The 7,794-nt window shown below is 75.0% G+C and carries 8 protein-coding genes; 4 read left to right on the forward strand and 4 right to left on the reverse strand.

Going from position 1 to position 7,794, the window contains the following annotated elements:
- The first annotated feature begins 16 nt into the window (after positions 1 to 16).
- Both ACI79T_RS19110 and panB read left to right on the forward strand, forming a co-directional pair.
- Positions 17 to 1,855 carry an NAD+ synthase gene (locus ACI79T_RS19110; RefSeq protein ID WP_456611683.1) on the forward strand — a complete coding sequence of 613 codons (1,839 nt, stop codon included), beginning with the start codon at positions 17 to 19 and terminating at the stop codon, positions 1,853 to 1,855.
- Complete coding sequence (gene panB / locus ACI79T_RS19115; RefSeq protein ID WP_456611684.1) at positions 1,852 to 2,682, forward strand: 3-methyl-2-oxobutanoate hydroxymethyltransferase; 831 nt, start codon at positions 1,852 to 1,854, stop codon at positions 2,680 to 2,682. The genes ACI79T_RS19110 and panB overlap by 4 nt, the downstream gene beginning before the upstream one ends.
- A 49-nt stretch (positions 2,683 to 2,731) precedes the next feature.
- Here panB and ACI79T_RS19120 read toward each other — a convergent pair whose 3' ends face one another.
- The 4 genes from ACI79T_RS19120 to ACI79T_RS19135 form a co-directional block, all read right to left on the reverse strand.
- On the reverse strand, positions 2,732 to 3,484 hold the full coding sequence (locus ACI79T_RS19120) for a helical backbone metal receptor (RefSeq protein WP_456611685.1): 753 nt from the start codon (positions 3,482 to 3,484) through the stop codon (positions 2,732 to 2,734).
- A gap of 66 nt (positions 3,485 to 3,550) precedes the next feature.
- Positions 3,551 to 4,249, reverse strand: coding sequence for an NADPH-dependent F420 reductase (gene npdG, locus ACI79T_RS19125; RefSeq protein WP_456611686.1), 699 nt, complete (start codon positions 4,247 to 4,249; stop codon positions 3,551 to 3,553).
- A 70-nt stretch (positions 4,250 to 4,319) separates the two neighbouring features.
- The gene (locus tag ACI79T_RS19130) at positions 4,320 to 4,502 is read right to left on the reverse strand and encodes a hypothetical protein (RefSeq protein WP_456611687.1); all 183 of its coding nucleotides are present in this window, start codon (positions 4,500 to 4,502) and stop codon (positions 4,320 to 4,322) included.
- A gap of 58 nt (positions 4,503 to 4,560) precedes the next feature.
- Positions 4,561 to 5,034: a cupin domain-containing protein gene (locus ACI79T_RS19135; RefSeq protein ID WP_456611688.1), complete on the reverse strand. Its 474-nt coding sequence runs from the start codon at positions 5,032 to 5,034 to the stop codon at positions 4,561 to 4,563.
- A gap of 109 nt (positions 5,035 to 5,143) precedes the next feature.
- On the opposite strand from ACI79T_RS19135, the gene ACI79T_RS19140 reads away from it, so the two are divergent.
- Positions 5,144 to 6,265 (forward strand): diguanylate cyclase, encoded by a 1,122-nt coding sequence (locus ACI79T_RS19140; RefSeq protein ID WP_456611689.1) that lies wholly within the window; start codon positions 5,144 to 5,146, stop codon positions 6,263 to 6,265.
- Positions 6,266 to 6,353: 88 nt separating this feature from the next.
- Positions 6,354 to 7,676 (forward strand): M24 family metallopeptidase, encoded by a 1,323-nt coding sequence (locus ACI79T_RS19145; protein WP_456611690.1) that lies wholly within the window; start codon positions 6,354 to 6,356, stop codon positions 7,674 to 7,676.
- Positions 7,677 to 7,794: the final 118 nt, after the last annotated feature.

Genomic DNA, 7,794 nt, shown 5'->3' on the forward strand with positions numbered 1-7,794 from the left:
CGGCCAGACTGGCGGCGTGAGTGATCAGCAGCCGGTGCAGTTGCGGGTGGCCATGGCCCAGGTCGACACCCGGGTCGGCGACCTGGCGGGCAACGCCGACCTCGTGGTGCGGTGGACGGCGCGCGCGGCGCGGGCCGGCGCCCACCTGGTGGTCTTCCCCGAGATGACCCTGACCGGCTACCCGCCGGAGGACCTGGTGCTGCGGGAGTCCTTCGCCCGCGCCAGCGAGCAGGCGCTGGTCGACCTCGCCGCCCGGCTCGCCGACGAGGGGCTGGGGAACGTCGCCGTCGTCGCCGGGTACCTGGCGCACACCGAGGGCAGCGGCCCCGCACCGGTGGACGAGCCGCCGACCGACGACCACCGGCCGGCCGACGCGAACCCGCGCCGGGGCGCGCCGCGCAACGCCGCCGCGCTGCTGCACGGCGGGCGCGTCGTCGTCCGCTACTACAAGCGGCACCTGCCCAACTACGGCGTCTTCGACGAGGCCCGGTACTTCGTACCCGGCACCGAGCTGCCGGTCGTCCGCCTGCACGGGGTCGACGTCGCGCTGACCGTCTGCGAGGACCTCTGGGTCGAGGGCGGGCCGTGCGGGGTCGCCGGCCAGGCCGGGGTCGACCTCGTCGTCTCGCCCAACGCCTCGCCCTACGAGCGGGCCAAGGACGACCTGCGCCTCCCCCTCGTCCGCCGGCGCGCGGCCGAGGCGCGGGCGACGATCGTCTACTGCAACCAGGTCGGCGGTCAGGACGAGCTGGTCTTCGACGGCGACTCGATGGCGGTCGCCGCCGACGGCACGCTGCTGGCCCGCTCCCCCCAGTTCGTGGAGCACCTCGCCACGGTCGACCTCGACCTCCACCCGTCGTCGGTGCCCGAGCGGCGCGAGGGCCGGACCGGGCCGATGACCGTCACCCGGCACGTGGTCTCCCAAGCGCCGGTGCCTCCGTTCGAGCGACGCCCGGCGACGGTCGCCGACCCGCTCAGCGACTGCGAGGAGGTGTGGCGCGCGCTGGTGCTCGGCCTGCGCGACTTCATCGACAAGAACGGCATGCCCTCGGTGGTGCTCGGCATGTCCGGCGGCATCGACTCCGCGCTGGTCGCCGCGATCGCCGTCGACGCCCTCGGCGCCGACCGGGTGCACGGCGTCGGGCTGCCGTCGAAGTGGTCCAGCGAGCACTCCCTGGCCGACGCCGAGGACGCAGCGTCGCGGCTGGGCATGCACTACTCCGTGGTGCCGATCGCGCCGATGGTCGACGCCTACGAGGCCTCGGTGGAGCTCCTCTCCGGCGTCGCCGCGGAGAACCTGCAGGCCCGGGTCCGCGGCACGCTGCTCATGGGCCTGTCCAACCAGCACGGGCACCTGCTGCTGGCGACGTCGAACAAGAGCGAGGTCGCCGTCGGCTACTCCACGCTCTACGGCGACGCGGCCGGCGGGTTCGCCCCGATCAAGGACGTGCCCAAGACCCTGGTCTGGGAGCTCGCCCGCTGGCGCAACGCCTACGCCCGCGACCGCGGCGAGACCGAGCCGGTCCCGCAGAACTCCATCGACAAGCCGCCGTCGGCCGAGCTCGCCCCCGGTCAGGTGGACAGCGACTCACTGCCCTCCTACGAGGAGCTGGACGCGGTGATCGCCGACTACGTCGACCGCGACCTCGGGATGGCGGAGCTGCTCGAGCGCGGGCACGACGCCGAGGTCGTCGCCCGGGTCCTCCGGCTGGTGGACGCCGCCGAGTTCAAGCGCCGCCAGTCGGCACCGGGGACCAAGATCAGCCTCAAGGCGTTCGGCCGCGACCGTCGCCTGCCCATCAGCAACCGCTGGCGGGAGACCCTCCCCACCGTGCGAGAAGGAGCCAAGGCATGACCGAGTCGGTCCTGTACGGCGGTCAGTCCACCGCGCGGGTGCGCATCCACCACCTGCAGCAGGCCAAGCAGCGCGGCGAGAAGTGGGCGATGCTCACCGCCTACGACACCTACAGCGCGGCCGTCTTCGAGGAGGCCGGCATCCCGGTGATGCTGGTGGGTGACTCCGCCGGCAACGTCGTCCTCGGGCACACCAGCACGGTGGCCGTCACCGTCGAGGACCTGCTGGTGATGACCAAGGCGGTGACCCGGTCCACCTCGCGGGCGCTGATCGTGGCCGACCTGCCGTTCGGCAGCTACGAGTCCGGCCCGCAGCAGGCCTTCGACACCGCCGTCCGGATGATGAAGGAGGGCGGCGCGCAGGCGGTCAAGCTCGAGGGCGGGGTGCGGGTGGCCGCGCAGATCCGGATGCTGCACGACGCCGGCATCCCGGTCATGGCGCACATCGGGTTCACGCCGCAGAGCGAGCACGCCCTCGGCGGGTTCCGGGTCCAGGGCCGCGGCGCCGGTGCCGACCAGCTGCTCGCCGACGCGCACGCGGTGCAGGAGGCGGGCGCCTTCGCCGTCGTCATGGAGATGGTGCCCGCCGCGCTCGCCGCCCAGGTGACCAAGGAGCTCGCCATCCCGACCATCGGCATCGGCGCGGGGGTCGACTGCGACGCCCAGGTGCTGGTGTGGCCGGACATGGCCGGGCTCAACGGCGGCCGGGTGCCGAAGTTCGTGAAGAAGTACGCCGATCTGCGCGGTGAGCTGCTGCGTGCGGCGAGGGAGTACGCCGACGACGTCCGCGGCGGCGTCTTCCCCGGGCCCGAGCACTCCTTCGACTGATCGGCGCCTTCGGCCGGCCCGATGGCGGGGCTGGTCGCGTGCTGGGACGTCAGCCGGCGAGCTGGTCCAGCAGCACCGTGGGCGCCTCGACCAGCGAGGGGCCGTACCAGGTGAGGTGCCGGCCGCTGACGAACACCGGCCGGGCCTGCGGCCACGCCTCGGGGCCGTCGTCCGGGGTGAACGCGTACGGCTCGTCGGGGAACACGACCAGGTCGGCGGCGACCGTCACGGGGTCGTCCTTGGCCAGCTTCGGATAGCGCTCGGCGGACGCGGCGAAGACGTTGCGGACACCGAGCCGGGCGAGCACGTCCCCGGCGAAGGTGTCCCGGCCCAGCACCATCCAGGGCCGGCGCCAGATCGGGACGACGGCGCTGACGCCGGGCAGGCGGGGCGGGTCGGCCCAGATCGCCCGGGCGCGCACCAGCCAGTCGGGCTCCGGCCGGTCGAGCACCGCGAGCATCCGGCCGAGGGAGTCCAGCGCCTGGTCGACGGTCGCCGGCGCGGTCACCCACACCGGGACGCCGGCGGCCCGCAGCGCAGCCACGTCGGAGTCCCGGTTCTCCTCTGCGTTGGCGACGACGAGGTCCGGCGCCAGGGCGAGCACCCGGGCGACGTCCGGCCACTTGGTGCCGCCGACCCGCGGCACGTCGAGCCCGGCGGGGTGCGTGCACCAGTCCGTGGCACCGACGAGCAGCGTCGCGTCGGTGACCGCGATCGCCTCCGTCAGCGACGGGACGAGCGACACGACCCGCCGCGGCAGCGGGCCGTCGTACGACCCGCCCCGGTCGTCAGACGGTGTCATCGGTCGGACTCCGCGCCCCGGTCCGCTCCTCGCTCGTCCCTCGCTGCGATGCTCCCGCGGCCGTCGTCAGACGTCGGTGACCCGGACGCCGGCGTGCACCTTGTAGCGGCGGTTCACCGACACCAGGTTGATGGTCAGCGCCTCGACCTGGCGGGCGTTGCGCAGCCGGCCGGCGTAGATGCCGCGCATGCCGGGCAGCCGGCCGGCCAGGGCCTGCACCGTGTCCATCGACGCACGGTCGTCCCCGACCACCATCACGTCGCCGTCGATGGTCGGCTTCGACAGGTCCTCGAGCAGCGAGGCCGACAGGTGGTGGAAGGCACCGACCACGTGCGAGTCGGGCAGCAGTGCCGCGGCCTGCTGGGCGACGCTGCCCTCCTCGACGTCGAGCACGTAGGCGCCGAGCTCGTCGAACCCCATCGGGACGACGCAGTCGACGACGACCTTCCCGGCCAGCGGCGTCGCCAGCTCGGCCAGGGTCGCGGCGTGCCCCGCGAACGGGACGGCGACGATGACGAGGTCCGCCGCGCCGGCCACGTCGACGTTGGAGCCGCCGGTCACCGACACCTCGACCCCGGGGACGGCGACCGACGACGCGCGCCCGGCGACCTCCGCCGCCACCTCGGCGGCCCGCTCGGCGTCCCGCGAGCCGAGCAGCACGCGCTGGCCCTGGGCGGCCAGCCGGACCGCCAGCCCACGCCCCTGGGGACCGGTACCGCCCAGCACCCCGACGACCAGTTCCTCGACCGCGCGACCGTCCGTCACGTCCACCCCTTCCGCAGCGCCGGACAGCCCGGCTCGTGCGACCGATCATGCCCCGCCGCAGGAACGGAGATCAGTCGCCCTCCCACCGGCGGTCCTCCTCGTCGAGCTTCTCGTTCCGCTCGGCGACGGCCTGCAGCGCGTGCTCCGCCTCCTGCCGGGTCTCGTAGGGGCCGAGCCGGTGCCGCTCGGCGCACCCGTCCCGCCCCTCCACCTGGTGGTGCTTCATGCAGAAGAACCAGGGCCCCTCGGCCATGCGCAGCCTCCTTCGTCCGACGTCGCCGTCCAGCCTTCCATCCGGCGTCCGACCCCGCTCAGACGTCGACCATCACCTGGTCGTGCCGGGCGTAGACGGCGGCCATCTCCTCGGCGGTCGGGGGCTCGTCCCGGCGCCCGATCTCGGCCATCTCGGCGAAGAACGCCTCGCGGGCCACACCGGGCGTGAACAGGATGAGCATCGAGGCCGGCTCGTCGCCGTCGTTGCGGAAACCGTGCACGCCCTGCTCGTGGGCGATGGCGAAGTCCCCGGGCCGGTAGCTCCGCCAGGCGCCGTCGACGAAGAGGGTCAGCCGGCCCGAGAGCACGTAGAAGGACTCGGAGAAGGTGCGGTGGTAGTGCGGCGCCGCGCCCGGCGTGCGCGGGCCGAGGCGGTACTCGACCAGGCCGAACCGGCCGCCGGTCACCGCGCCAGGGGCGACCATCCGGAGCGAGCGCCCCTCCCCCGCCTCGACCAGAGGGTGGTCGGCGAGGGGCCGGACGTCGACGAGCGGTGATCCGGGGTACGACATGCCCCCCACCCTGGCACCGGCCTCACCCTGACGGGGTGCCGGACGTGCCGGACGTGCCGGTCGCGCACAAGCCGATGCCAGGGATCGATCGGTACGGCATCCTGCTCCGGTGACCAGCGCGGATGCCCACGTCTCCGGCCCGGCGTCCGGCGACGCCGGCCCGGTCGCGGCCCAGGGCCCGGAGAGCCGGGTGGCGGCGTTCACCGTGGCCGCGCTCCTCTCCGGGGGCGCGCTCATGGGCTCGGTCAACTTCCTCGTCGACGGGGTGCTGCGCGAGGGCGCCGCTCGCTGGGCGTACGGCGCGACCATGCTCCTGCTGCTGGGGATCGGCGCCTCCCTGGCCGTCCGCGGGCGGGTCGGGCACGGGCACACCTTCGCCATGGTGCTGGTCGGTGACCTAGTCTACCTGGTCGTCGTCGTCTGCATCCAGGACCCGCTCCGCTACGCCACCCCGCTGATGCTGTTGTTCCCGGCACTGGTGGCCGCGTGGTTCCTGGAACTGCGCCAGCTCCACGTGCACATGGTGGTGACGACGGCGGTCTGCCTGGCCGCGCTGTGGCCCAGCTATGACAGCGCCGTCGGCCTGGGCGTGCAGGTGGGGGTCAGCGCCGGCACCCTGAACGCCGCCGCGGCCGGCCTCTTCCTGCTCCGCCGGCGGGTGCAGCGGCTGCTGGTCGCCACCGAGACGCTGACGCACCTGGACCCGCTCACCGGGTTGTTCAACCGCCGGTACCTGGTGGAACAGGCCCCGCGCCTGTGGCGGCAGGCCCGGCGGGACGGCACCCAGGTCACCGCGATGGTCCTCGACCTCGACCACTTCAAGCGGCTCAACGACGAGTTCGGTCACGCCGTCGGCGACTCGGTCCTCAACGCGGTGGTGCGCTCCCTCGCGGCCACCGTGCGGCCCGCCGACGTGCTGGCCCGCACCGGCGGCGAGGAGCTCGTCGTCGTGGGCACGGTCAGCGACCTGGCCGAGGCCACCCGGCTGGCGGAGCGACTGCGGGCGGCCGTGGCCCGGGGCCGTGCGTCCGACGGGCACGCCGTGACGGCCTCGGTCGGCCTCGCCGTGGCCCGGCCGGTGGACGACGAGGACCCGGTCGCCGCGCTGTGGCGGCTGGTCGACCGCGCCGACGCCGCGATGTACGTGGCCAAGCGCCGGGGCCGCGACCGGGTGGCCACCGCGGTCGTGCCCCGCGCCCGCACGCCCCAGCCCGAGGAGACCCCGACGTAGCGGCGCTGTCGCACGGCCGGGGGACGTGCGGCCGGGTCCCGGCGCTCTCGACCGGTGCGTTCGGCGGTTCTCTGCTTCGCTAGGGGGCATGTCGCTCGGCGCGCCTGATCCGACGCGGACGGTGCCGTTGCCGCTGCGCGAGCAGGCCGACGTGCGCGACCGTTGGCTCACCCAGCGCCTGCTCGACGTGCTGCCCGGCCTGATGGACCGGGCCGGCATCGACCTGTGGATCGTCGTGGGGCGCGAGTACAACGAGGACCCGGTCCTCGCGACGCTGTTGCCGGCCACCTGGCTGTCCGCCCGGCGCCGCACCGTCCTGCTGCTGCACCGCAGCGACGACGGCGTGACCCCCGCGGCTGTCTCCCGCTACCCCATCGGCCAGTTCCTCCCGGCCTGGACCGGGGACGCCGGGGATGCCGGGGATGCCGGGGACGCCGGGGAGCCCACTCCGTGGGACGAGGTCCGCCGGTTCGTCGAGCAGGCCGACCCGCGGCGCATCGGCATCGACGTCTCCGAGCACTTCGCCCTGGCCGACGGGCTGGCGCACACCGAGCACCGGCTGCTGGCCGAGGCGCTCGGGCCCTACGCCGACCGGCTGGTGTCGGCCGAGCAGCTGGCGGTCGGCTGGCTCGAGACGCGGCTGCCCGAGGAGATCGCGGCGCTGCACGCGATGAACCGGCTGGCGCACCAGGTCATCGCCGAGGCCTTCTCCCCCGCCGTCGTCGCGGTCGGGACGACGACGGCGCTGGACGTGGCCTGGTGGATCCGGCAGCGCTTCCACGACCTCGGGGTCGAGCCGTGGTTCCAGCCCTCGGTCCTCCTGCAGCGGGCCGGGGTGCCGCTGGTCGAGGACCAGGGAACCCTGCTGCCCGCCGTCCCCTACGACGCGGTCGTCCGCCCCGGCGACCTGCTGCACTGCGACGTGGGCCTGAGCTGCCTGGGGCTGCGGACCGACACCCAGCGCAACGCGTACGTCCTGCGCCCGGGTGAGACGGCGGCCCCGGCCGGGCTGCGCGCCGCGCTGGCCGCGGCCAACCGGATGCAGGAGCTGACCGCGGCCGCGCTGGTACCCGGCCGGACGGGGAACGAGGTCCTGGCGGCGGCCCGGGCCGCCGCCGGCGCGGAGGGCATCGACGGCGACGTCTACTCGCACCCGATCGGCTACCACGGGCACGGCGCCGGACCGGCCATCGGGCAGTGGGACCAGCAGGACGGCGTGCCTGGCGCCGGGGACTACCCCGTGCACGCCGACACCGCCTACGCGCTGGAGCTGGCCGTGCGGCGGCCGGTGCCCGAGTGGCACGGCCAGTGCGTGCGGATCGGGCTCGAGGAGGGCGTCGCGCTGACCCGGGCCGGCCTCCAGTACCTCGACGGCCGGCAGACCGAGTTCATCCTCCTGCCGGCCGGCTGAGCGAGCCCCGGGCGCGCGCCGGGGGGGGGGGGGGGGGGGGGGGGGGGGGGGGGGGGGGGGGGGGGGGGGGGGGGGGGGGGGGGGGGGGGGGGGGGGGGGGGGGGGGGGGGGGGGGGGG

The sequence above is a fragment of the Blastococcus sp. SYSU DS0619 genome, from assembly GCF_054051035.1.